The sequence below is a fragment of the Paenibacillus sp. KS1 genome (assembly GCF_001680695.1).
GTDB lineage: Bacteria > Bacillota > Bacilli > Paenibacillales > Paenibacillaceae > Paenibacillus_B > Paenibacillus_B suaedae.
Genome location: NZ_MAIS01000062.1, coordinates 1 through 24,139 on the forward strand (window position 1 = coordinate 1; position 24,139 = coordinate 24,139).

Genomic DNA, 24,139 nt, shown 5'->3' on the forward strand with positions numbered 1-24,139 from the left:
ACTAAGAATGATGTGTTTGATGAATATGTTCAAATATGTGTTTTATATTCTATTATTAAAATTTTTATGATCGGTATAGCAGGATATAATAAAGGTTTGACATCAGACGACGCGGTGAATGTTATTCAAAAAATTTCTCGCCAAGTTGAGCATAATTCCAAGTACCTGAATCATGTTAGACAGCTTCTCAAGGAACATCATTTTGATACATTAGGGCATCTAGCCACGATGGTGAAGGACAGTGAGGTTGAATCGTTTAATTTTGATTAATTTGATTTGATGAAGTTTTATAAAGAGACAAATCAAAATGTAGAATTTAAGGACTTGTTGGTATAAACTGACAATGTTAAGCTTTAAAAGCTTATCACAATGAGATTTTTTTTTAATAATTATAAAGGGAAAATTTCCAATAATCTCATTGACAACGCTTCCAACCGGTGATATAGTCGAACTTGTGAAGGATAAAAACTTCACGGCATTTGAAGATGAAGGGAATGTTATCGACATGCAAGGTAAAGTAAAATGGTTCAACGCTGAAAAAGGTTATGGCTTCATCGAAACTGCAGAAGGCAACGACGTATTCGTACACTTCTCCGCTATCCAAACTGACGGTTTCAAGACTTTGGAAGAAGGTCAATCCGTAGAATTCGATATCGTGGAAGGCGCTCGCGGTCCACAAGCGGCTAACGTAATCAAACTGTAATCATACCGACGTGAGTCGAATTATATATGATTCCGATTAGCTACACACCCCTGGCTTGATGCCAGGGGTTTTTAGTTTATCATGGTCTGTTATTTCGAATTGCTACTGTTATGTTCAGTGGTTGTCCAAGATCCTGTATATAGCTGTTTAATGAGCTTTAATGAGCTGTAAAGCGAAACCACATGTAACTTGATGTAACAAGACTTTCCAGTACCTATCCCGATATTCTGATTCCAGCTCATCGACAACCATGTAAGCCGTTTTATCTCCACAGGATAAGGGTAAATAAAGATACGGAATTGTAAACGGATTGTAACCGTTTTTTTGATTCCTCCATCATAGCTATGGTATAATAAAGGTATCCAAAGGAGGAGTGCTATATGGAATATAAAGTTCGAGGTCAGAACATTGAAGTCACAGACGCACTGCTTGACTATGTCGAGAAGAAATTGAGCCGACTGGAACGGTATTTTGAAACTCCCCCTGCTTCAGGCGCTAACGTTACACTCAGCGTCATTAAGGATGTACACAGTATTGAAGTAACAATTCCATTACCGGGTTTGCTGCTGCGGGCCGAACATCGAAGCAAGGACATGTATGCATCGATCGATGGCGTCGTAGACAAGTTGGAACGGCAGATCCGCAAGCATAAAACGAAAGCCAACCGCAAGTTCCGTCAGGTTGGTGCGGCGGCAGAGCAGTTGTTCCGTGAACAGTCTACAGCAGCACCAGTTGCGGTGGAGGAAGAGGATGAGCTGGAAGTCGTACGGACGAAGCGATTCACACTGAAGCCGATGGACGTAGAAGAAGCAATCCTGCAGATGAATATGATTGGCCATAACTTCTTCGTATTCTCGAATGCGGAGAGCAAGGAAGTCAATGTTGTATATCGCCGTGATGACGGTCGTTACGGATTGATTGAACAAGGCTAAGAACGGGCACATTGAGTTCTCAGCTGCCATGTAGGGCAGAGAGCTCACCCGATTACCAAAAAAGGACTGAGCCTATTTCCACAACGGAATGGGCTCTTTTCACGTATATACAATAGTACGAGTTTTCAGAAGGTGCGATTTGGATCTCATTTTCAAAAGCCTTCTATTTATATAGTGTAAATTTTCTTTTTGTTGCTGTAAGCAGGATAGCCCACGGTATGCCGCTACATTCGTGTGAAAATGTGATGAAAGATCGCCGAAAACATGCCCAGCGGCGGTTGCGGGACCCTGTTGAAACTGTTACAATTTATTGCAAAACGAGTCGATGTTACCGTTCTTGTGTAAAAGCTTGAATGAAGGATAGAGAACGGCCATAAAATCACGATCGGATTTGCGTGAAAGGGGTTAAGCATGCTAGGACTTGTAAAGAAAATATTCGGCGATGCCAACGAACGCGAAGTTAAGCGGCTCTTGAAGACGGTTGAGGTAATTAACGGTCTGGAACCCGAATTCGAGAAATTATCCGATGAACAATTACAATCGAAGACGGTAGAATTCCGTGAGCGTCTTGCAAAGGGCGACACAGTGGATCAGCTCTTGCCAGAAGCTTTTGCTACAGTGCGTGAGGCTGCGAAGCGTACGCTGGGCATGCGTCATTATGATGTACAGCTGCTCGGTGGTATGGTGCTTCATGAAGGCAAGATCGCTGAGATGAAGACAGGGGAAGGTAAGACACTCGTCGGAACACTTCCTGTATATTTGAATGCGTTGGAAGGGAAAGGCGTTCACGTCGTTACCGTCAACGATTACTTGGCATCCCGCGACAGCGAGATTATGGCTCAAGTATACAATTTCCTGGGTATGACAGTTGGTTTGAACCTCTCTGGTATGGACCACAACATGAAGCAGGAAGCATATGCGTGCGATATTACGTATGGTACGAACAACGAGTATGGGTTCGACTATCTGCGTGACAACATGGTGCTTTATAAAGAGCAAATGGTTCAGCGTCCACTGAATTTCGCAATCATTGATGAAGTGGACTCCATCCTCGTTGACGAAGCGCGTACGCCGCTTATCATTTCTGGACAAGCTGCTAAGTCGACAGAGCTGTACTTCGTTGCAGACCGGTTCGTTAGCCGCTTGAAAGGCGAAGAGGACTATACGATTGATGTGAAGACGCGTCAAGTTGCACTTACAGAAGCAGGTGTGGCTAAGGCGGAGAAAGCACTCGGCGTGGAGAACCTGTTCGATGTGAAGAACGTAACGTTGAATCACCATATCCAACAAGCGTTGAAGGCTCACGCGATTATGCGTCTGGATGGTTGACTATGTCGTAAATGACGGCGAGATTGTTATTGTCGACGAATTCACAGGCCGTATGATGGCTGGCCGTCGCTATAGCGACGGCTTGCACCAAGCAATCGAGGCGAAAGAAGGCCTTGAGGTGCAAAATGAGAGCATGACGCTCGCAACAATTACATTCCAGAACTACTTCCGTATGTATCGCAAGCTTGCTGGTATGACGGGTACAGCGAAGACAGAGGAAGAAGAATTTAAGAGCATTTATGGCTTGGAAGTTATCCAAGTGCCGACGAATAAGCCGAACCAACGTAAAGACATTCCGGATGTCGTCTATAAGTCGGAAAATGCGAAATATAATGCGGTTGTAGAAGAAATCGTGAAGCGCCACAAAAATGGTCAGCCAGTCTTGGTTGGTACTGTGTCGATCGAGAACTCGGAGCGCTTGTCTGACATGCTCCGCCGCAAGGGTGTGAAGCACCAAGTCTTGAATGCGAAGTACCATGCGGAGGAAGCGAATATCATTTCTAGCGCAGGTCAACCGAACCAAGTAACTATCGCCACGAACATGGCGGGTCGCGGTACGGACATTATCTTGGGTGAAGGCGTACAGGAAACAGGCGGCTTGCACATTATCGGTACAGAGCGCCATGAGAGCCGTCGTATCGATAACCAGCTTCGTGGACGTGCTGGACGTCAGGGCGATCCAGGTTCCTCGCAGTTCTATCTGTCCTTGGAAGACGAATTGATGCGCCGCTTCGGTGCGGATAACGTGCTTGGCATGATGGAGCGTCTCGGATTCGAAGAGGATCAGCCAATCGAGTCCAAGCTGATCACGCGTGCTGTGGAATCTGCACAGAAGCGAGTAGAAGGCAACAACTTCGACTTGCGTAAAGTCGTCCTTCAGTATGATGACGTTATGAACCAACAGCGCGGTATCATCTACAAGCAGCGCTTTGAAGTGCTTGATTCCGAGAATATCCGCCAAATCGTGTTGGATATGATCAAGCCATGCATCGAGCGCGTCGTAGATGCGCACTGTAATGAAGAAGATATCCCAGAGAACTGGGATCTGGAAGAAGTCGTGAACTACATGCATCGTCAAATGCTTGACGAGGGTACAATTACGAAGGATGACCTGTGGGGCAAGGAAAAAGAAGAAATTACGGAATTCCTGTTCGGCAAGGTTATGGAGAAATATACAGAACGCGAAGAGCGCATCGGGCCAGAACTTGTGCGTGAATTCGAGAAGGTTGTCGTGCTTCGTGCCGTAGACTCCAAGTGGATGGATCATATCGATGCGATGGATCATCTGCGTCAAGGGATTCACCTTCGTGCGTACGGCGGTACGGATCCGCTGCGCGAATACCAATTCGAGGGCTACGAAATGTTCAACAGTATGGTAGCTTCGATCCAAGAAGAAGTGTCCACATACATTATGAAGGCTCAAGTAGAGCAGAATGTAGAACGTCAAGCTGTCATAGAAGAGAGCAAGATGTCTACGAATGCAGAGCCTGCTGAGAAGCGTCCTGTTGTAAGGGGCGAAGTGGTTGGCCGCAACGACCAGTGCCCTTGCGGAAGCGGCAAGAAATATAAGCAATGTCACGGTAAGCAAGACTAATTGGTTGAACGAGTTTTATGCCGATTATAGTCATGAATACTCTTGCATCGGATATACACCGCTGCATAGACAGTATAAACAGCATATTCATGGTGGATAGAGGCCAATGCGCAGCTCTCCACATGATAGACCCGAACGGGCGGCCGTATAGCCGCCCGTTGTTCGGGAGAAGGAAGCGACACTGCTCCCTTCCTAACCAATTTTGCCGAGGTGGTATTATGATGATCGACGCAAGTGTACGTCACAATATGCGCAGCATCGCAGCTAAACTTACAAACCTTAGGGGGTCTCTTTGACTTCGATCTGAAGCAAGAGATGATTGCCAACTTCGAGGAGAAGATGGCTGCACCGGACTTCTGGGATGACAATGACAAAGCGCAAGGACTTATCTCTGAGATGAATGCAATCAAGAGCATTGTCGACCAGTATGGGAAGCTGAAGCAGGATTATGACGACAATGAAATGATGCTCGAGCTGGCAGAGGAAGAAGACGATGAATCACTAGCTGAGGAACTGACAGCGAATGTTGAACAACTCCTGGCCAGTATTGAGAATTTCGAGCTTCAGCTTCTGCTGAGCGAGCCTTATGATAAAATGAACGCCATTTTGGAGCTGCATCCAGGTGCAGGCGGTACCGAGTCTCAAGACTGGGGCCAAATGCTTCTGCGCATGTATACACGCTGGGCAGAGAAGCGCGGCTTCAAGGTCGAGGTACTGGATTATCTGCCAGGCGACGAAGCAGGCATTAAGAGCGTGACGCTGCTTGTTAAAGGATATAACGCTTACGGTTATTTGAAGACGGAGAAGGGTGTGCATCGTCTCGTTCGTATCTCGCCATTTGATTCCTCTGGCCGGAGACATACTTCATTTGTATCCTGCGACGTCGTGCCTGAGATTACAGACGACGCGGAAATTGAAATCCGTACAGAGGATTTGAAAGTTGATACGTACCGTGCGAGCGGTGCGGGGGGTCAGCACATCAATACGACGGATTCTGCTGTTCGGATTACCCATATTCCAACGGGCATCGTCGTGACATGTCAGACGGAGCGTTCGCAGATCAAGAACCGTGAGCGTGCCATGACTCATCTTCGTTCCAAGTTGTATGAGCGCAAGATTGAGGAACAACAGAAGCAGTTAGCAGAAATCCGTGGTGATCAGATGGAAATCGCATGGGGAAGCCAAATTCGCTCCTATGTATTCCATCCGTACAGCAGTGGTCAAGGACCACCGGACGCAGGTGGAAACCGGAAATGTCGGCGCCGTGATGGACGGCGACTTGGATACGTTTATTGACGCGTACTTGAGAACCTTAATTCAACCATCATCTGAAGCATAAATATGTTGGTACCGACTGCGAAAACCTGCGCCGATCTTTGATTGGGGCAGGTTTTTTGTTGTGCTTGAATGCTTTACCATGCTAGAGAGTGCACATAATAAGATAGGTTCATGGCACAGGATACAGATTTCTTGCCAAGTAATTCGACACCGCGGAGTTCTGGGATACTGTGAAGTAGTGTGACTCCGCTAAGTACTACGGCACTGCCAAGTATTGCAACAACGCCAAATGGTTCAACGCTGGCAAAACGGCAGCACTGCAGAGAATTATGTGACACCACCGAGTACCACGTTACCATAGCTGCAATACCATACTGTGTATTACGAAGGAGAGACATTATGCCCCATACATCGGATTCATCTATTTCTCAATCGAGGAAACCTCGGCGTAACAACAATGGCTTACTGCTTCCATATGATCATCCCATGCGGGCAGTAATGGATTACGCCCTGCTTTTCCTTGGAGCCTTTATTATGGCGCTTACGTTCAATACATTAATGCTGCCGAACAAGATCGCTTCCGGGGGCATTTCGGGTCTATCCATCTTGCTGGAGAGTCAATTTGGGTGGAACCCTGCAATTACGCAGTATGCATTCAATATACCGCTCTTCATTTTAGGGGTATGCTTGCTAGGCAAGCAGTTCGGGATTCGGACACTTGTAGGTTCCGTTTCCTTGCCGACCTTTATCTATCTCACACAACATTTAGGGCCTGCTACGGATAATCCGCTGCTTGCGGCTATTTTCGGTGGAATAGGGATTGGCTTGGGTCTAGGTATCGTATTCCGCGGTCGTGGCTCTACCGGAGGCAATGCCATTACCGCACAGTTGCTGAGTACTTTCGGTAAAATCAATATTGCACTGTCTGTCGCGATTTGTGACGGGGTTATCATTTTGCTTGCCGGATTCATGCTTTCCTTTGAAAACGCCATGTATGCGCTCATCGCTTTGTTCGTCACGAGCAAGACGATCGATGTGGTTCAAGTCGGCTTGGGTTATACGAAGGTTGCATTCATTATTAGTGATGAAGCCGATAAAATTACGGATACGATTCTGCATGATCTTGATCGGGGATTGACGAAGCTGCAGGGCGAAGGTGGCTACACGGGCGAAGGACGCACCGTGCTCATGGTCGTCGTCGGTCAGAGCGAAGTATATAAGCTGAAGGCGATCGTCCGCTCTGTGGATTCGCAGGCATTTGTCATTATTAGTGATACGAATGAGGTATTAGGCGAGGGATTCAAGGTGCAAGCGTAAAAAGAGCAAGAAGAGCAAGTCACACTTATGCCTAATAAGGTCTACAAGATATTCATTCGTTGCATAAGCTGTTCGATTTTATTCATAAAACGCAGTTCTATTCTGCATATCATGCCCCGCATGTATGTAGAGGGAGCTGCGTTTTTTTATTTGCGTTCGAGTTATCCTCATTGCAAAGTCAGATCATTTATCTCCGCTATCCCTATGTAGCATGGGTTTTGGACGATATCTCCCCTTAGTATCATGATCCATCCTTTTATCTTTTTCGTAAAGAAAATGAAATTTCATGGAAAAGTCATTGTATTTATATAAATACGGTCGTATAATGATACATATTATTCATGAGGAATCATTTTCCTATACGTGTCAGTTATTTCAGGGCAGTAGCAATACCTCAGAGTTTATACCGATCACAACGAAGCATACGTTCAGGAGCTTATACGAGAGTAGTGAGGAATGGAGAGAGTGGAATGAATCAAGAGAAGCATGTACGAGTAGCCATTGTTGGTTCCACTGGCTACGGCGGTGTCGAACTTATCCGGCTGTTATTGAATCATCCGAATGTCACGATCACATCAGTCATTTCAGCATCGAGCGCAGGAGCACCCATTGCAGACGGATATCCGCATTTGCATGAAGTGATGTGCGATACGTTGGACGGGGTGGATGTGGAAGAGATGCGAAGGAAGGCAGACGTTGTGTTTACAGCAACTCCTTCCGGCGTGAGCGGACAGCTGGTGCCGAAGCTGCTGGAGGCAGGACTCGCCGTTATCGATTTGTCCGGGGACTTCCGCATTAAGGATGGCGAGCTATATACGACGTGGTATAAGCACGCTGCTCCACCCGAAGAGTGGCTAGCGGAAGCCAAGTACGGCTTGTGTGAGTTGTACCCGGAGCGTGGATATGCAGCAGGGCGTAAGTTCATTTCCAATCCAGGCTGCTACCCAACGGCAACGCTGCTCGGACTCATTCCAGCACTGCAAGCAGGATGGATTCAACCTGACAGTCTCATTATTGACGCGAAATCTGGCGTATCCGGAGCTGGTCGAGGCGTAAACTTAGGCGTTCATTATGCGGAGATTAATGAAAACTTCAAGGCCTACAAAGTTAACAAGCATCAGCATATCCCGGAAATCGAGCAGGTTCTTAGCGAGGTTGCACAGCAGCCGGTTACGGTGACGTTCACCACGCACTTGACGCCGATGACTCGCGGCATTATGTGCACGATGTATGCGACGCTTGCAGGGACATACATCGAAGAGGACTTTATATCTCTCTATCAAGAGTATTATGCAGGACGGCGATTCGTTCGCATTCGTCCACAAGGGCAGTGGCCGGCAACGAAGGAAGTGTTCGGATCGAACTTCTGTGATATCGGTTTTGCCGTAGATCGGAGAACGAAGCGGGTAACCATTATTTCCGTTATCGACAATGTCGTCAAGGGCGCGGCAGGCCAAGCGATACAGAATTTGAATCATATGATGGGATGGGACGAGGCGACGGGACTGATGCTCACACCGGTGTACCCGTAACGTGAACATAAATACGGATAGCATGAAGCTAACCAATGAAAAAGATGTACGACTTTGATAAAGAAGAAGGTTGATAGGGATGCAAACGCAAGCTCTGAGCACAAAGGTGCAATTATTTAACATTATCGATGGATCAGTAACAACACCTCAAGGATTTCGGGCCAGCGGGCTGTATTGTGGCTTGAAGAAATCCGAACGCAATGATTTGGGAGCTATCGTATGCGACGTTCCTGCTGCAGCAGCTGCCGTGTATACAACGAATGTATTCCAAGCAGCGCCTCTTGCCGTAACGCGTGCAAGTTTGAAGGAAGAGGGCAAGCTGCAAGCCATTATTGTGAACAGTGGAAATGCGAATGCCTGCACAGGCAAGCAAGGGGAAGCGGATGCTTACCGGATGCGCAGTGCATTTGCAGAGCAGCTTGGCATTGCACCGCATTACGTGGCTGTTGCATCCACAGGAGTCATCGGCGAGCCGCTGAAGATGGATTGCGTGGAGAGAGGGATCGTGGAGCTTCCTAAGAAATTGACGGAGCTTGGAGAAGGTGCGGAGCAGTTCTCACAAGCGATTTTGACAACAGATCTGGTGAAGAAGGAAGCATGTGCGGTCGTCATGGTCGATGGCAAGCAAGTTACGGTTGCGGGGTGCGCCAAGGGCTCGGGAATGATTCATCCGAACATGGCTACGATGCTTGGATTCGTAACGACTGATGCATCAATCGGCCAAGAGGCCCTGGCAGGCTTGCTTCGTTCCACAACGAACAAGACATTCAATATGATAACGGTGGATGGAGATACGAGCACGAACGATATGCTTATCGCACTGGCGAGTGGCATGGCAGGCAATGAACCTCTCCATGAGCAGCATGAAGCATGGCAAGCGTTCGCAGCAGCATTCCACTATGTGTGTGAACAGCTTGCTAAAGCAATCGCTCGCGATGGAGAAGGAGCGACGAAGCTGATTGAGGTGCGTGTCACTGGAGCTGTATCAGATGAGGCGGCATCTGCGATTGCCAAGTCGATTGTTGGATCAAGCCTTGTGAAATCAGCTGTATTTGGTGCAGATGCGAACTGGGGCCGGGTTATAGCAGCTGTGGGTTATGCGGGGCAGCCGGTTAATCCCGATACGGTGGATATTCATATGGGGCCAATCACTGTGCTTCAGCAGTCAACACCGGTTGCATTTGATGAAGAGGCGGCGCTTGCCTATTTGAAGGGAGATACAGTCATCTTCCACGTTGATTTACATATGGGAGCTGGCGAATCCAAGGCATGGGGTTGTGACTTGACATATGATTACGTGCGCATTAATGCGGCGTACCGGACATAGAGCAAAGCAAAGCAAATGGGAGTCGAGAGCTGCAGCTGATCAACAATAGCAGCGATGCGGCTTACGTACCCATTATAGTACCGATAGGGATAGGTATAGGAGAGAGACATCGGAGAGGCTAGATAGCTGCAAGCAAGTGTGAAGTTTTATTAAGCAGTATAAAGCAAGAGTGGGAAGGAGCAGCGTGGGAGTATGGCAACGACAGAAACTCAGGGCATAGAGCAGTCATCGGCGGCTACAGCTGTAAAGCTGTTCGTCATGAAGTGCGGAGGAAGCACCTTGGCAGCATTGCCGAATTCGTTCTATGAACAGCTTCATCAGCTTCAGGAGGAAGGTACAGTTCCTGTAATCGTGCATGGCGGTGGTCCTGCGATATCAGGCATGCTGGATAAGCTCGGCATCGAGTCCGAATTCATCGGCGGGCTTCGTAAGACCGATGAAGCCGTGCTTGACGTCGTCGAAATGGTCCTTGCCGGACAGATCAACAAGCAAATCGTACGGCGCCTTACACAAGTAGGGGCTAAGGCGATTGGGTTGTCGGGAACAGATGGTGGACTCATTCAGGCGGAGCCGGTACCTAACACGGCACAAGTAGGCTTTGTCGGAGATGTGACCCATGTCAATGCCTCCTTGCTGGCTGGATTGGTTGACATGAATCATATGCCTGTCATTGCGCCAGTTGGACTGGATCATGCAGGCCAACGCTATAACATCAATGCTGATACTGCAGCAGGTGCTGTAGCGGCTTATCTCGGATCGGAACAGCTTATTGTGGTAACGGATGTACCCGGCATTATGAGGAACGGCCCAGAAGGGAAAGTTGTACTTCCCGTTGTGACGACTGAGGAAGTTGAGGCGATGATCGAGAGTGGCGATATTTACGGAGGGATGATCCCGAAGGTGCAGGCTGCGATGAAATGTCTGGAGGGCGGCGTGCAAGAGGTTGTTATTGCTGACGGATCTGAACCAAATGTACTGCGCCGATTGATGGCCGGGGAAGCGATCGGAACACGAATTGTTAGGTCATAGGCGACCTATTAAGACATGGAATAATCGAAAAGTAGGATGTTTAGATAGCAGAATGCCGCAGCTGAGAGGCTGTGAACAGAGTAACAGACTGAACGAAGGGGTGGAGACGATGACGAAGAATATAGATGCCGGGAAGGAAGCTAGCGCTTTGTTCCCAACGTATGCCCGCTATCCAATTGCACTGGTCAAGGGGCAAGGAAGCCGCGTATGGGACAATGAGGGGAAATGCTACTTGGATTTCATGAGCGGCATAGCCGTAACGAACTTGGGACATGTGCCGGGGCGGGTCAAGGCGCGTGTACAAGAGCAGCTGGATACGTTATGGCACGCTTCGAATCTGTTCCATATCCCACAGCAGGAGCAAGCGGCGGAACTGCTGACCGCAAATACATGTGCAGATGCTGTATTCTTCTGCAATAGTGGAGCGGAAGCGAACGAGGCAGCTATTAAGCTGGCGCGACGCTATCATGCAGCAGTTGCTAAGACAGGGCGGACGGAAATCATTTCGTTCCATCAATCCTTCCACGGGCGCACGTTGGCGACGCTGACAGCAACTGGTCAAGATAAGGTCAAGGATGGATTCGCTCCGCTGCCAGCAGGATTTCGTTATGTACCGTTTAACGATAGTGAAGCGCTGAAAGCTGCGATAACGGACAATACCGCAGCGATCATGCTTGAAATCGTGCAGGCAGAAGGCGGTGTCTTTCCGATCAAGGCATCATTCGCCCAAGAAGTAGCGGCATTGTGCAAGGAGCACGGGCTTCTTCTCATCGTGGATGAAGTACAAACGGGAATGGGGCGTACAGGAGCATTGTTCGCACATGAGCATTACGGCCTTCAGCCGGATATCTTTACCGTGGCCAAGGGGCTCGGGAGCGGCTTCCCAGTAGGAGCTATGCTGGCGCAGGAATATCTGCGGGCAGCGTTCAGTCCGGGCACACATGGCTCGACCTTCGGCGGCAACCCGCTCGCGATGTCAGCTGTAGTAGGCACACTGGAGACGATGCTGGAAGAGAAGGCTGCGCAGCGGGCGGCGGAGAAGGGGACGACCTTGCTTAATGCGCTCCGGGTGAAGTTGAGCGATGTACCGCTAGTGAAGGATATACGAGGTCTCGGGCTTCTTGTTGGTATCGAGTGCGCGGAACCTGTGGCGGATGTGATTAAGGAGGCACAGCAGGTAGGCTTGCTATTCATTAGCGCTGGTCCGAATGTGATTCGTTTGCTTCCGAATCTGTTCGTAACTGACGAAGAAATCGAAGAGGCTGTGGCAATTATCCACGATGTATTAGTGAAGCGTTCAGAGGTTGTTGCTACGGCATAGATGGCAATCGGAGCGTGTGCACAGATCGGATGGGAAGACAGCGACTATATACGGAGGTGGCCTTGATGGCAACAACAGCATCTACTATTGATTTGCGCGGACGCGATTTTATTGCGCTCGCTGACTATACGATGGAAGAATTGCAATACTTGATCGATCTCGCGATTGAGCTGAAGCGGAAGCAGAAGGCAGGCGAGGTGTATCAGCCGCTGAAGGGGAAGACACTCGGCATGATCTTCGAGAAGTCATCCACCCGCACGCGTGTATCATTCGAAGTAGGGATGTACCAGCTCGGCGGCCAGGCATTGTTTTTGAGTAAAAATGATCTGCAAATTGGCCGCGGGGAGCCAATATGGGATACCGCCCAGGTGCTGTCTCGCTACGTGGATGGCATTATGATCCGAACGTTTGCCCATCGCACGGTCATAGATTTGGCGCGCGGCGCTACCATACCGGTTATTAATGGATTGACGGATATGAATCATCCATGCCAAGCGCTGGCCGATTTCCAGACGATATATGAGAAAAAAGGAACGCTGCAAGGCTTGAAGCTGGCCTATATCGGGGATGGCAATAATATGGCGAATTCACTGCTGATGGGAGCAAGCAAGCTGGGGATACATGTCGCTGTCGCATCGCCCGAAGGATATATGCCGGATGAAGGCATTGTGAAGCAAAGCCGCGAGCAGGCGCAGCAGTCAGGATCTCAAGTGCTCATTACGAGTGATCCGAAGGAAGCAATCGCGAACGCCGATGTGGTCTATACAGACGTATGGGCAAGCATGGGGTTCGAGGCGGAACAGTTGAAGCGTGAGCAAGCATTCCGCAACTTCCAAGTGAATGAAGAATTAGCTCGATATGCGAAGCCTGATTATATATTCCTGCACTGCTTGCCTGCACATCGTGGTGAAGAAGTCAGTGAAGGTGTTATTGATGGAGGCCACTCTGTTATTTTCGATCAAGCGGAGAATCGTCTGCATGCGCAGAAGGCGATCATGGCTTCCTTGATGGGAGAGTAGCCTCTACAGCATATTGAAGCATATTGAACGGGGGAGTCATCGTGGCAAAGAACAAAATTGTGCTGGCCTATTCAGGCGGCTTAGATACATCCGTCATTCTAACATGGCTAAAGGAAACCTATGACGCAGAGATCATTACGTTTACCGCGGACATTGGACAGAAGGAAGAACTGGACGGCCTTGAAGAAAAGGCAATCGCAACAGGTGCATCCAAAGTCTACATTGACGATTTGCGCGCAGAGTTTGCGCAGGACTTCATCTTCCCAATGTTCCAGGCAGGTGCGCTGTATGAAGGGCAATATCTGCTCGGCACAAGCATTGCGCGTCCGCTCATTGCGAAGCGGATGATTGAGATTGCTCGTATGGAAGGCGCAACGGCGATTGCGCATGGTGCAACTGGCAAAGGGAATGACCAAGTCCGCTTTGAACTGACGGCAGCGGCGCTGGCACCGGACATTCAAGTCATCGCGCCTTGGCGCTCGGAGCAATTCCGCGCTGACTTCCCAGGACGCGCTGAGATGATCGCCTATGCGGAGAAGCATGGGATTCCGGTGCAGGCTTCTGCGGCCAAACCATACTCGATGGACCGCAATCTGCTCCACATTAGCTTCGAGAGCGGCATGCTGGAGGATCCTTGGTTTGACGCAACAGCAGATTGGAATAAAGGCATGTACGTGCTGAGTGTCTCCCCAGAGGATGCGCCGAATGAGTCTGAACTCATCGAATTAACATTTGAGCAAGGTAATTGTACTGCGGTTAACGGAGAGGCGCTCTCCCCTCTGCAGGTAATGGAGACATTGAATGAGCTTGGCGGCAAGCACGGCATTGGTCGTGTCGATATGGTAGAGAACCGCTTCGTCGGCATGAAGAGCCGCGGCGTCTATGAGACACCGGGCGGTACGATTCTATTTACGGCACACCGCATCATGGAATCGTTGACGATGGATCGCGAAGTAATGCATATCCGTGACTCGCTTATTCCGAAGTACAGTGCTGCAGTATACAATGGGTTCTGGTTCGCACCGGAGCGGCTTGCGATTCAAGCACTCGTCAACGAAAGTCAGAAGCATGTGACGGGTAGCGTACGGCTTAAGCTGTACAAGGGAAATGTGATGGGCGCTGGCGTACAGAGTCCGGTGAGTCTATACAATCCAGATATCGCAACGATGGAGGCAGACCCATCTCAGGCATACGATCAAAATGATGCAACAGGCTTTATTCATTTGAATGCCTTGCGTCTTAAGGTCGCTGCCGGCGTGCATGGTACGAAGGTCCATGGGGCTTCCTTGCAAGAAGCGGGCGTGTAACACAGGAAGGGGAGAGCAGCGTGAGCAAACTATGGGGCGGTCGGTTTACGAAACAGACGGATCAACTCGTTGAACAATATACAGCTTCGATTACATTCGATAAAGCAATGGCAGAAGAGGATATACATGGCAGCCTTGCTCACGTGGCGATGCTGGGGGCTTGCGGTATATTGCCGCAGGAGGATGTAGATCAGATTACGGATGGACTTCATCAGGTCGCGAGTATGATCCGCCGTGGGGAGCTGGATTACTCCGTATCCGATGAGGACATTCACATGAATATTGAAAAAGCGCTCATTGAGCTTGTTGGCCCGGTGGGCGGCAAGCTGCATACTGGACGCAGCCGCAACGACCAAGTGGCGACCGATATGCACTTGTACTTGCGCAAGCGTGTGGTCACCTTTGTTGAGCTGCTTGTGCAGCTGCAGGAAGCACTTATTGCGCAGGCGAAGGAGAACGTAGAGACAATCGTGCCTGGCTATACGCATTTGCAGCGTGCACAGCCGATTCTATTCGCTCATCATTTGATGGCGTATGTCGCAATGTTCGAGCGCGATATCGAGCGTTTGACGGACAGCTATAAGCGCATTGATATGCTTCCACTTGGAGCGGGTGCGCTCGCGGGGACGACATTTGCGATTGATCGTCATTACACCGCGAAGCAGCTTGGCTTCAGCCGCGTATATGAGAACAGTCTTGATGCAGTGAGCGATCGGGATTTCATCGTGGAATTCCTGTCGAACGCTTCCCTGATTATGATGCACTTGTCCCGCTTGTGTGAGGAGCTTGTGCTCTGGTCAAGCACTGAATTTCAATTCGTGGAGCTGGACGATGCGTTTTGCACGGGTTCCAGTATTATGCCACAGAAGAAAAATCCAGACGTCGCGGAACTAGTTCGTGGAAAGACAGGGCGGGTATACGGTAATCTCGTGGGCATGCTGACGGTACTCAAGGCACTGCCGCTAGCCTATAACAAGGATATGCAGGAAGACAAGGAAGGCATGTTCGACACTGTGCATACGCTGGACGGAGCACTGCGCTTATTTGCACCGATGATCGCTACGATGAAGGTGAATCGCAGCCGCATGCGGGAGGCAGTGCGTCAGGACTTCTCTAACGCAACTGACATTGCAGATTTCCTCGTTGGCAAGGGACTGCCATTCCGTCAGGCGCATGAAGTTATCGGCAAGACGGTGCTGTACTGTATTGAACAGAACAAATACCTGCTTGATCTGACTCTGGAGGAGTTTAAGCAATTCTCTGAACTGTTCGATGATCGTATCTATGCTGTCCTTCAACCTGAGCAGGTTGTCAATGCACGCAACGTATACGGCGGAACAGCAACGGTGCAGGTGGAGGCCGCCATTGGGCGGGCAGAACAAGCGTTGGCACAGAAGGCGCTCTGGATTGAAGCCAACGGTGGGATCAAGCTAGCATAAGGGGAAGAGTTGACGGCAGGCTGATTTCTGTTGGATAGGATGATCAGCGATAGTATTCAGCATCGACATGAAATCATGTAATTCAACTTATCGATGAGCACTGCGCGTTAATAGCGTCCTGTGAGGCGCTGACGCGCTTGTGCTTTTTTGCATTTGAAGGGAGGTTTCGCTTCGTAGGCTTCACCCCTTCCATTGCCTGAATATGTAAATATGTGTATAATTAACAATGTGCATATGCACGATCAAACTTCATAAGGAGGAATGCTAATGCCTCAGCCGAAGTACGTCACCGATATCGACAAGGTCACACAGTTGCCCGAGACGGAAAGGAAACGGCTCAAGCAGATTACCGAGAAATTTGTATTCCGCGTCAACGATTATTATTTGAACCTCATTGATTGGAACGACCCCAATGACCCGATTCGGAAGCTTGTTATCCCGAATACCGGGGAACTGAAAGAGTATGGACGATGGGACGCCTCAGACGAGGACACGAACTACGTAGTTCCTGGCTGCCAGCACAAGTATTCATCTACCGCACTATTAATTGTATCGGAAGTATGCGGCGCCTATTGCCGATACTGCTTCCGCAAGCGACTATTCCGCAACGATGTCAAAGAAGCGATGTCCGATGTGAATCCCGGACTCACTTACATTGCCGAACATCCCGAGATTAACAATGTCCTGCTTACCGGCGGAGACAGTCTGATTCTAGCCACCCCGAAGCTGCGCATGATTTTACAACGTCTGCGCGATATCCCTCATGTTAAGATTATTCGATTGGGATCCAAGCTGCCCGTTTTCAATCCGATGCGGATTTATGAAGATGAGTTATTGCTGGAGACGATTCGTGAATTTTCAACACCTGACCACCGGATTTATGTGATGGCCCATATTAATCATCCACGAGAAATTACAGAAGAAGCGAAGCGCGGATTCCAAGCACTGCACGAAGCTGGAGCTATCGTAGTCAATCAGACGCCGGTATTGCGGGGGATTAATGATGATGCGGATGTACTCGGAGAACTGCTAGATAAGCTGTCATGGGCTGGGGTAACCCCGTATTATTTCTTTATTAACCGGCCGGTTGCTGGCAATAGTGAATTCGTCCTCCCATTAAAGGAGGCGTACCAACTCGTTGAAGCAGCCAAGGCGAAGACCTCAGGTCTTGGTAAGCGGGTCAGGCTATCCATGAGTCATACATCAGGCAAAATTGAAATTTTGGCGATTGAGAACGGAAAGGCTTTTCTAAAGTATCATCAATCAAGAGAGGGCAATTATGGAGCGTTCATGGAGCTTGATTGTCCCGATGAAGCTGCTTGGTTCGATGATTTGCCAGGAAATGAACAGTTTTGGACACCACCACGCAAAAAACGGCATGACATCGTATCGGTCAATCAGCTTACAGATATGCCGCAGCAGCGAACGAAGCGGGATGCGTAATGCAATGTTCTGTACCTCGAAAGGGAGAAACTCCTTTCAATGCTGGGTATGGCGGCGTAGATTGAATGATCTCGCCTTGCATCCGGATCCAACTTCATTCTATAGGAGGACGTGGCGCTTGGCCGATGCCTCACCGCATTTTCTAATTTTGCATAGATGGTGATTGATTTACGTCCATCATTGGTTTGCCGCAATATAGTTTTATGCTTACACGAATAAGAGCCCTCCTCATCAATGGCTGAAGGAGGGCTCTTACTATTGAACCTCAGCATATTTCCCCAGTTAGCTAATCGTTGAATACCGGCCCGTTGACACCATCCTCTAAAATCGGGCTTTGATCCTTCTTCGAAGAAGACTGATCCGATCCGCCTGTATTGACCGCTATAAGTGTCGGCTGTGGTCTATACGTATCCACAAACATTTTTTTGCGTTCGACCTCTTTGCCGTTAACGAGCTTGATCCGGTAGGACTCTACCGTATAGCCCTGTTTCCCCTTCTGGATCGTCTCATGGCTGCCGATAGGGAGATTTGGATTTTTCACATATTTAATCGTTGGTTCCAGTACCTTCAAGGTCTTGGTCTCCATCCGATAGGATACATCCTTATCCATTGTGCCGAAAAATTTAATAATGAGCCGATCGTTCTCAGCAGCAGTTCGAATAATAAGATGCTTGCCGGTTGTGTTTTTGAAGCGGAAATTAATATAGCCCTGAGAGAAGGTGGCATCTAACCCAATTGGTAAATAAGAGACAGGTAATGAATGATTGCGTCGCTCGACGATTTCCAGACCAGTGCGAAGTACTGCATTGTATAAGGTGCTCGATACTTGGCAAATGCCTCCGCCAATGCCGGGCACAAGCTTGCCGTTGAAGATGACGGGAGCTTCCTTGAAGCCGTATTTCTTTTCCGTTTCAGCAATGACTTTATCATAGTCGAAAACCTCACCAGGCTTCAGCTCCATGTCATGAATGGTCTGGGCAGCTGCGTTGACATTATGGGTGCGGCCGTCGCTGGCTTGCACGAAGCTGGTTGAGAACTCAATAATCTTTCGTTCAATTCCCTCCGCTTTCAGCGATGCTATCGTGACTGGTGGGGCTGTTTTTTGTAGTGGTACCTGTAGAGCAATGGATTGCCCTTCGTTCCACGTGTGGGGGATGGAGGTGCGGATGAGTTGTTCCAGCTGTAATCGGTCGATGCGAAGGACTGTTTTTTCAGGTGTATAGCGAACGGTGTCGTCTTTTGTAATTTCCCGCTGTGCATTTACGGGCTTGCTGAATGTCTTTTCCTCCCAGTCTGGAGTCAAGCGCTTCGCCCACACGTCCTTATTCCAGCGGAATTGAAGTGTCCACGATGTCGGGAAATAGTAGCGTGCTTGAATTCGTTCCCAGAGAGAGCCTTCCTTCATCTTGTCGAGTGCGCGTAAAATAGGCTCAGCATCATATGTAACGCCGAGATCAGCAAGTGTAGTTTTGACTGGTTCAACGTTTGTGCCGTCGAAGGAGAATTCGAATGGCGTTTGCTCCAACTGCTCAATTTTTGCTTTTAATTGCTCGCGGAAGGCGTCCATGGATTGAGAGCCGATATTCCAGGTGGACAGATGTACGTTGGGAGGGATTGTTGGCTGTGATGCATAGCTGTGAGCCAAGCCCCATATCGCAGTACCTACCAACAAGAGCGAGGCAACGGTTATAAATAGTGCATGGATTTTTTTCACTGCAATAGCCTCCTGCTTATGAAAAAATGAAGAAGAGCGTCCTTGCTTGAAGGAAGCCTTAGGACGAGAAGATTTGATTTATTCATTTTCATACTATATGCGACTTGCATAGTAAACTTGACTTGATGAGTGTAGAGAACACGGGAACAATTGCGTTAGCTGGTTGGAGGGGAGGACTACAGCAAGGGCGGGACTGCTTCCGACGGCGTTAGCTGCTATAGAACGCTGAATGATAGCTGAATGTGGTGCTATGCGTAAAAAGATGTTGAAATTTCCTTTCTTTTAAAGGATTTAGAGCACTTATGTCGAATGTATATTAGCTGATCTTTTAAACTTAGGGTGTGATCATTTGATAGAAATGCAAGATGTATGGAAAACGTATCAAGACGGCTCTCACGCATTGCGCGGCATATCCGTCCAAATCGATAAGGATGAATTCGTCTATTTGGTTGGTCCGTCGGGAGCGGGTAAATCGACATTCATGAAATTGATCTATAGAGAAGAAGTGCCTACAAAGGGGCAAATTTTCGTAAGTGGATTCAATATCGGCAAGCTGAAGCAGCGCAAGATTCCGTTCGTTCGGCGCAATATCGGTGTCGTGTTCCAGGACTTCCGGCTTTTGCCGAAGCTGACTGCTTATGAGAATGTTGCCTTCGCGATGGAAGTTATCGAAGCGCCGAAGAAGGTCATTAAGCGCCGCGTGCCTGAGGTGCTGGAACTGGTTGGATTAAAGCATAAGATGAACAGCCTGCCGGCACAGCTGTCTGGGGGAGAACAGCAGCGAATCGCGATTGCAAGGGCAATCGTGAATAATCCATCCGTGATTGTAGCTGACGAGCCAACGGGGAACCTCGATCCAGAGACATCATGGGGAATTATGAAGCTGCTTGAGGAAATTAATTTCCGCGGCACGACGATTGTCATGGCTACTCATAACAAGGATATCGTCAACTCGATGCGCAAGCGGGTTATTGCGATCGAGCAGGGACTTATTGTTCGTGACGAGGCACGGGGGGAATACGGCTATGATTTTTAATTCACTTTCCCGCCATGTCAGAGAAGGAAGCAAGAGTATTTTCCGCAATGGATGGATGTCTTTCGCATCGATTAGTACGATAGTGATCTCGTTGTTTATATTAGGTGTGTTCATGTTATTGTCCTTGAATGTAAACGAGATGACGAAGCAAATTGATAACAAGGTTCAAATTCGAGTTTATATGAAGCTTGATGCAACACAAGAGCAGAAGGAACTAGTTGCTACAGATATCGGCAATATGTCAGAGGTAAGCAAGGTTATCCCGATCTCCAAGGAAGAGGGCATGAAGCTGCTGGAGAAGAACTTGGGTGAGGACGGCAAGGAACTGCTTAACGGGTATACGAAGGATACGAATCCGCTTCCGGATTCCTTCACGGTTGAGGTATACGATCCAGCAATGATTGGCATGGTCGCGAAGAAGATTAGTGCCATTAATGATACGAATAGCGCGAAGCCGCTGTGGAAGGTCAATTACGGGAAAGGAACGGTCGATACCTTGCTGAAGGTAACGGCAACCGTACGCAACTTCGGCCTTTTTATTGTAGCCGGCCTAGCCGTGACAGCGATGTTCCTTATTTCGAATACGATTAAAGTTACGATTATGGCTCGTCAGCGCGAGCTTAGCATTATGAAGCTTGTTGGGGCAACCAATTCCTTCATTCGAGGACCGTTCTTCGTCGAAGGGGCTCTCCTTGGCATTGTAGGGTCACTAATTACAGTTGGACTGCTATTTTACGGATATCAGCAGCTCGTGACGAATTTTGAGCTGGGCTTGCAGATGGTCAAGCTTATTCCACTGCAGGATGCATGGCTGCTTGTTGGCAGCACTCTAGTGGGACTAGGCATTTTGATTGGCACATGGGGAAGTACGATTTCCATTCGTAAATTTTTGAAAGTATAGATAGCACCAACGAAATGCAGCGTGTGAACGATAGGCCCAAATCGGGGAAGTCAGGAGGAACCGGATTGAAACGGAGTACTGGATTGAAGAAGTGGGTTATGTTAATCGCAAGCTTTGCAATTCTCTTCTCGATGGCGCCGCCTTCAACGGGACAAGCATCTGAGTTGGACAAGGTCAATCAGCAATTGAAGCAGCTTCAGACCGAGATGCGTCAAGCGGAGAATAAGCAGCAAGAAGCGAAGTCCACGAAGGCCGAAGCAACGAAGCTGCTTGGGAAGACGCAGAAGGATATGGACTATCTTCTGTCTGAGATTGATAAGAAAGCTAATGAGATGGCGAATGTCGCTCATCAAATAGATGAAACAGAATTGAATTTGGCTGAGTCAGCAGATGAACTGCAGAAGGTCAACAAACGAATTGATGAACGTGAGGATTTGCTCGATACGCGTGTGCGATTGATGTATACGAACGGTGTCGTGTCCTACATAGATGTATTGTTTAGTGCGACAAGCTTCTCTGATTTCCTGGATCGGTTCGATTCGCTGCAATCGATTGCTGAACAGGATAAGGAAATATTGGCGGAGCATAAGCGTGACAAGCAGCTCGTAGTCCAGAAGAAGCAGGAGATCGAGACGAACCTGAAGCAAGTAAAATTGCTGTATGCGAAGCTCGATAATGCGAAGAAGGACTTAATGCTGAAGGAAAAAGAAAAAGAAGTCATGATTGCAAGCTATAACAAGCAAATTGACGAGTCAGACGACGCGAGTGAGGAACAGGACAGACTGCTCATTGAATTTGCGAAAAAGCGTGCCGAGCTGCTCCGTAAGAAGAATGAGCTGATGAAGCCGAAGGAGAAGCCAAAGCCGAAGAAGCCAAGAATCAATTCGAATTCGTCGAACTCAGCGTACGCGGGCGGCAAATTTGCGGTTCCTCTTCATGACGATTATTATATTTCTTCACGATTCGGTTCGCGCACGGATCCGATTACTGGGAAACAAGGAGCGTTCCATAGCGGTCTCGATATGGCCACGCCGGGAGGTACAGATATCTATGCTGCTGAATCAGGTACAGTTCTTATTGCTGAATGGTGGTCTGGATACGGGAACTGTGTAGTCATCGATCATGGAAATGGCGTTTGGTCCCTGTATGGACATATCCGCAACGGTGGAATTAAAGTATCGAAGGGTGACCAAGTTTCACGTGGCGACAAGATTGCAGAGGTAGGAGCAACAGGCCGGGCAACAGGCAACCACCTCCACTTTGAAGTTCGCGTGGATGGAGAACGGGTTGATCCAGAACCTTATTTGAAATAAAAATGGCAGTTTCGACATATACTAAGATGAATGTTGACTAAGTAAGCGTAGGAACATAGGGAAGACAAAGGCGGTGATTCTATGTCATTCAAAGGGCGGACCGTTGCTCTGCTCGTCGGAGCGGCTATGCTGACAGGCAGTGCTTTAACGTTTACAGTGATGGACTTGCCGATATTTGCGAGTGGTGGACAAGCTGCATCGACAGGCAATGGTTTATCAGCGAGCGAGATGCAGAAGCTGAACTCGGCGTTAGGCATTATCGAGAATAAATACGTTACCGCCGTTGAGCGCAACAAGATTGTAAATGGCGCTGTTCATGGCATGATCGCCGCGCTTAATGATCCTTACTCCTCCTTTATGGAGAAAGAGGAAGCGGAGCAATTCAATCATAGCATTGAAGGTGCTTTTACTGGGATTGGCGCGGAAGTGACGATGGAGAACGGCGAAGTGACGGTAGTATCGCCGATTAAGGGATCACCTGCTGAGAAGGCCGGCGTCAAGCCGAAGGACGTGCTGATTTCCGTAAATGGCGAGAGTCTGGAGGGCAAAAATCTAAACGAGGCAGTAGCGAAAATCCGCGGCCCGAAGGGTACGAAGGCTAAAATACTTATCAAGCGGGCAGGGCAAACAGTTCCACTTGAGCTCGTCGTTGTGCGAGATGAAGTAGATATGGAGACTGTATATCCGAAGATGCTGGATGGAAGTATTGGTTATATTGAGATTCGTCAATTCTCATTGAATACGTTCGATCGCTTCAAGGAAGAGCTTGAGAAGCTGGAGAAGCAGGGAATGAAGGGGCTTGTTATCGATGTGCGTAACAATCCGGGCGGGGTGCTCGATATTGTGCAGAAGATGACAGAGCTGTTCGTTCCAGAAGGCAAGTCCATTGTTCAAGTGGAGGATCGGAACAAAGAGCGCAGCAGCTACTTGTCTAAGGGGACTGCGAAGCTGAAGCCATATCCAGTCACTATGCTGACGAATAAGGGCAGCGCCAGTGCTTCTGAAATTATGGCAAGCGCGTTGAAGGAATCTGCTGGAGCGAAACTCATCGGTGAGCATACATTCGGCAAGGGAACAGTGCAGACGAGCTATAATTCTGGAGATGGCGGTCTGATCAAGATTACAATTGCGAAGTGGTTAACGCCGCAAGGCAATTGGATTCATCAGAAAGGCATTGAGCCGGATGTTGCGATTCAGCAGCCTGACTTCTATTATGCCGCTCCTGTTCCGAAGGATAAGACGCTCGCATTTGATATGAACGATGCGAATGTCAAGAATGTTCAGATTATGCTTGATGGACTTGGTTACAAGCCAGGCCGTAAGGATGGCTATTTCTCCAAAGAGACAGAGGCTGCCGTTAAGGAGTTCCAGCAAGCATCCAAGCTGACAGTCACGGGCAAGGTTGACGCGAAGACGGGAGAACAGCTTGAGCAGGCGATTGTTAAGGCGATGCGGGATCCGAAGAACGATGCACAGCTGCATAAGGCGGTTGATGTACTGAAGAAGGAAATCCGCTAAATGCTGTCGAATATAAAGAAGGTCGTAAGCTTCGGCTTCGGCCTTCTTTTGCTTTTGATTGCAAGAATGGGTTTTCGGGTAAATGGA

At 48.7% G+C, this 24,139-nt stretch carries 16 protein-coding genes and 3 pseudogenes; 18 read left to right on the plus strand and 1 reads right to left on the minus strand.

What is annotated here, in order from left to right; translation table 11 throughout:
* The 14 genes and pseudogenes from BBG47_RS30400 to BBG47_RS19110 all read left to right on the plus strand — a co-directional run.
* Positions 1 to 270 (plus strand): annotated as a pseudogene (locus BBG47_RS30400) (hypothetical protein); the annotation flags it as partial.
* Positions 271 to 505: 235 nt separating this feature from the next.
* Positions 506 to 703: a cold shock domain-containing protein gene (locus tag BBG47_RS19050; RefSeq protein ID WP_021257113.1), complete on the plus strand. Its 198-nt coding sequence runs from the start codon at positions 506 to 508 to the stop codon at positions 701 to 703.
* A 380-nt stretch (positions 704 to 1,083) separates the two neighbouring features.
* Positions 1,084 to 1,635, plus strand: a complete 552-nt coding sequence (hpf, locus tag BBG47_RS19055; RefSeq protein WP_021257112.1) for a ribosome hibernation-promoting factor, HPF/YfiA family — start codon at positions 1,084 to 1,086, stop codon at positions 1,633 to 1,635.
* A gap of 411 nt (positions 1,636 to 2,046) precedes the next feature.
* Positions 2,047 to 4,558 (plus strand): annotated as a pseudogene (gene secA / locus BBG47_RS19060) (preprotein translocase subunit SecA).
* Between the two features lie 221 nt (positions 4,559 to 4,779).
* Positions 4,780 to 5,897 (plus strand): annotated as a pseudogene (gene prfB, locus BBG47_RS19065) (peptide chain release factor 2).
* Between the two features lie 338 nt (positions 5,898 to 6,235).
* Entirely contained in the window at positions 6,236 to 7,153 is a 918-nt protein-coding gene (locus tag BBG47_RS19070; RefSeq protein WP_065293020.1) for a YitT family protein, read from the plus strand.
* A 470-nt stretch (positions 7,154 to 7,623) separates the two neighbouring features.
* The gene (gene argC, locus BBG47_RS19075) at positions 7,624 to 8,685 is read left to right on the plus strand and encodes an N-acetyl-gamma-glutamyl-phosphate reductase (protein ID WP_065293021.1); all 1,062 of its coding nucleotides are present in this window, start codon (positions 7,624 to 7,626) and stop codon (positions 8,683 to 8,685) included.
* A 79-nt stretch (positions 8,686 to 8,764) separates the two neighbouring features.
* Positions 8,765 to 10,012, plus strand: a complete 1,248-nt coding sequence (gene argJ, locus BBG47_RS19080) for a bifunctional glutamate N-acetyltransferase/amino-acid acetyltransferase ArgJ (protein WP_065293022.1) — start codon at positions 8,765 to 8,767, stop codon at positions 10,010 to 10,012.
* A 192-nt stretch (positions 10,013 to 10,204) separates the two neighbouring features.
* Complete coding sequence (gene argB, locus BBG47_RS19085) at positions 10,205 to 11,041, plus strand: acetylglutamate kinase (RefSeq protein ID WP_065293023.1); 837 nt, start codon at positions 10,205 to 10,207, stop codon at positions 11,039 to 11,041.
* 109 nt (positions 11,042 to 11,150) lie between these two features.
* On the plus strand, positions 11,151 to 12,362 hold the full coding sequence (locus BBG47_RS19090) for an acetylornithine transaminase (protein WP_065293037.1): 1,212 nt from the start codon (positions 11,151 to 11,153) through the stop codon (positions 12,360 to 12,362).
* Between the two features lie 65 nt (positions 12,363 to 12,427).
* Positions 12,428 to 13,381, plus strand: a complete 954-nt coding sequence (gene argF / locus BBG47_RS19095; RefSeq protein WP_065293024.1) for an ornithine carbamoyltransferase — start codon at positions 12,428 to 12,430, stop codon at positions 13,379 to 13,381.
* A 41-nt stretch (positions 13,382 to 13,422) separates the two neighbouring features.
* A complete protein-coding gene (locus tag BBG47_RS19100) occupies positions 13,423 to 14,688 on the plus strand; it encodes an argininosuccinate synthase (protein WP_065293025.1) in 1,266 nt (421 codons plus the stop codon).
* A gap of 20 nt (positions 14,689 to 14,708) precedes the next feature.
* Positions 14,709 to 16,127: an argininosuccinate lyase gene (gene argH / locus BBG47_RS19105; protein WP_065293026.1), complete on the plus strand. Its 1,419-nt coding sequence runs from the start codon at positions 14,709 to 14,711 to the stop codon at positions 16,125 to 16,127.
* A gap of 267 nt (positions 16,128 to 16,394) precedes the next feature.
* A complete protein-coding gene (locus tag BBG47_RS19110) occupies positions 16,395 to 17,570 on the plus strand; it encodes a KamA family radical SAM protein (RefSeq protein ID WP_065293027.1) in 1,176 nt (391 codons plus the stop codon).
* Positions 17,571 to 17,856: 286 nt separating this feature from the next.
* On the opposite strand, the gene BBG47_RS19115 is transcribed toward BBG47_RS19110, so the two are convergent.
* The gene (locus tag BBG47_RS19115) at positions 17,857 to 19,284 is read right to left on the minus strand and encodes a VanW family protein (RefSeq protein ID WP_065293028.1); all 1,428 of its coding nucleotides are present in this window, start codon (positions 19,282 to 19,284) and stop codon (positions 17,857 to 17,859) included.
* Positions 19,285 to 19,633: 349 nt separating this feature from the next.
* Between BBG47_RS19115 and ftsE the strand changes: the two genes are divergently transcribed.
* The 4 genes from ftsE (at position 19,634) to BBG47_RS19135 (ending at position 24,052) form a co-directional block, all read left to right on the plus strand.
* A complete protein-coding gene (gene ftsE, locus BBG47_RS19120; RefSeq protein ID WP_044353807.1) occupies positions 19,634 to 20,320 on the plus strand; it encodes a cell division ATP-binding protein FtsE in 687 nt (228 codons plus the stop codon).
* The gene (gene ftsX / locus BBG47_RS19125) at positions 20,310 to 21,221 is read left to right on the plus strand and encodes a permease-like cell division protein FtsX (protein ID WP_065293029.1); all 912 of its coding nucleotides are present in this window, start codon (positions 20,310 to 20,312) and stop codon (positions 21,219 to 21,221) included. Before ftsE ends, ftsX begins: the two co-directional genes overlap by 11 nt.
* A gap of 65 nt (positions 21,222 to 21,286) precedes the next feature.
* Positions 21,287 to 22,534, plus strand: a complete 1,248-nt coding sequence (locus tag BBG47_RS19130) for a murein hydrolase activator EnvC family protein (RefSeq protein ID WP_083189461.1) — start codon at positions 21,287 to 21,289, stop codon at positions 22,532 to 22,534.
* An 81-nt stretch (positions 22,535 to 22,615) separates the two neighbouring features.
* Positions 22,616 to 24,052, plus strand: coding sequence for a S41 family peptidase (locus tag BBG47_RS19135; protein WP_065293030.1), 1,437 nt, complete (start codon positions 22,616 to 22,618; stop codon positions 24,050 to 24,052).
* The last annotated feature ends 87 nt before the right edge of the window (positions 24,053 to 24,139 follow it).

What these genes read in the sequence shown, in the direction of transcription:
- argJ (WP_065293022.1), top strand. Translation starts at nt 8,765, where the DNA reads ATGCAAACGCAAGCTCTGAGCACAAAGGTGCAATTATTTAACATTATC.
- BBG47_RS19070 (WP_065293020.1), top strand. Translation starts at nt 6,236, where the DNA reads ATGCCCCATACATCGGATTCATCTATTTCTCAATCGAGGAAACCTCGG.
- argB (WP_065293023.1), top strand. Translation starts at nt 10,205, where the DNA reads ATGGCAACGACAGAAACTCAGGGCATAGAGCAGTCATCGGCGGCTACA.
- BBG47_RS19050 (WP_021257113.1), top strand. Translation starts at nt 506, where the DNA reads ATGCAAGGTAAAGTAAAATGGTTCAACGCTGAAAAAGGTTATGGCTTC.
- argF (WP_065293024.1), top strand. Translation starts at nt 12,428, where the DNA reads ATGGCAACAACAGCATCTACTATTGATTTGCGCGGACGCGATTTTATT.
- BBG47_RS19090 (WP_065293037.1), top strand. Translation starts at nt 11,151, where the DNA reads ATGACGAAGAATATAGATGCCGGGAAGGAAGCTAGCGCTTTGTTCCCA.
- ftsX (WP_065293029.1), top strand. Translation starts at nt 20,310, where the DNA reads ATGATTTTTAATTCACTTTCCCGCCATGTCAGAGAAGGAAGCAAGAGT.
- hpf (WP_021257112.1), top strand. Translation starts at nt 1,084, where the DNA reads ATGGAATATAAAGTTCGAGGTCAGAACATTGAAGTCACAGACGCACTG.
- argC (WP_065293021.1), top strand. Translation starts at nt 7,624, where the DNA reads ATGAATCAAGAGAAGCATGTACGAGTAGCCATTGTTGGTTCCACTGGC.
- BBG47_RS19135 (WP_065293030.1), top strand. Translation starts at nt 22,616, where the DNA reads ATGTCATTCAAAGGGCGGACCGTTGCTCTGCTCGTCGGAGCGGCTATG.
- BBG47_RS19110 (WP_065293027.1), top strand. Translation starts at nt 16,395, where the DNA reads ATGCCTCAGCCGAAGTACGTCACCGATATCGACAAGGTCACACAGTTG.